This is a genomic window from Aquimarina macrocephali JAMB N27 (assembly GCF_000520995.1).
Taxonomy (GTDB): domain Bacteria; phylum Bacteroidota; class Bacteroidia; order Flavobacteriales; family Flavobacteriaceae; genus Aquimarina; species Aquimarina macrocephali.
In genome coordinates this window covers 1-768 of sequence record NZ_JACA01000130.1, presented here as the reverse complement: position 1 = coordinate 768, position 768 = coordinate 1, and the positions used below count along the sequence as shown (strand labels likewise).

At 34.2% G+C, this 768-nt stretch carries 1 protein-coding gene; it reads left to right on the top strand.

Annotated elements, in window-relative coordinates; all coding sequences use genetic code 11:
- The coding region (locus Z054_RS0127450) for an aldehyde dehydrogenase family protein (protein WP_024773147.1) at positions 1-440 on the top strand (440 nt) is incomplete at its 5' end.
- Positions 441-768 lie beyond the last annotated feature (328 nt).

The window sequence follows — 768 nt, the reverse complement described above, 5'->3', positions numbered from 1 at the left end:
ATTTTTTAACTAATCCAAAAATGCACCAGGAAGTCTTTGGTCCTTTTTCATTAGTAGTTAAATGTAAAGATGAAGCAGAACTTGTAGAAATCATTAATAGCCTCGAAGGACAATTAACGGGAACTATCCTGGCAGAAGAGTCAGATTATCAAAACTTAGGTAATATCGTTGATGCACTTCAAGACAGAGTTGGACGTGTAATTTTTAATGGAGTACCCACAGGAGTAGAAGTTTGTCCTTCTATGACACACGGAGGCCCATATCCGGCATCGTCTGATTCCAGGTTTTCTGCTGTGGGAACAAATGCTATAAAACGATGGGTAAGACCATTTAGCTATCAGGATTGGCCAAATGAATTGCTCCCAAATGCACTTAAAAATGAAAACCCTTATGAAATAACCAGAGCTGTAGATGGAACTCATTCTAATGAGAAAGTATAAGTTTTGATTCTAGAAAAGTATTTTGATAACAATCTGTTTAAATGTTTGTATTGTTGAGTTTATAATCAAGAGGGTATGGTTCTTTATCATATCCTTTTGGTCTAAACTTATGAGAGAATAGGGCGTAGAAATGCATTTTGTTTACAAAAAAAACAGGAAATAGAATGAAATGAGTAAAACAACTTATAAATTGACGGCTGTTCCTTTAACAACCAAATGAGAAGAGGGGGCAACTGGAAAATAACTATTAATCATTTTATTCTGATAGAATTTCTAATATGCGTTACGAAAACTTACCAAATACCGTTTTTATACAGAACCGAAATAA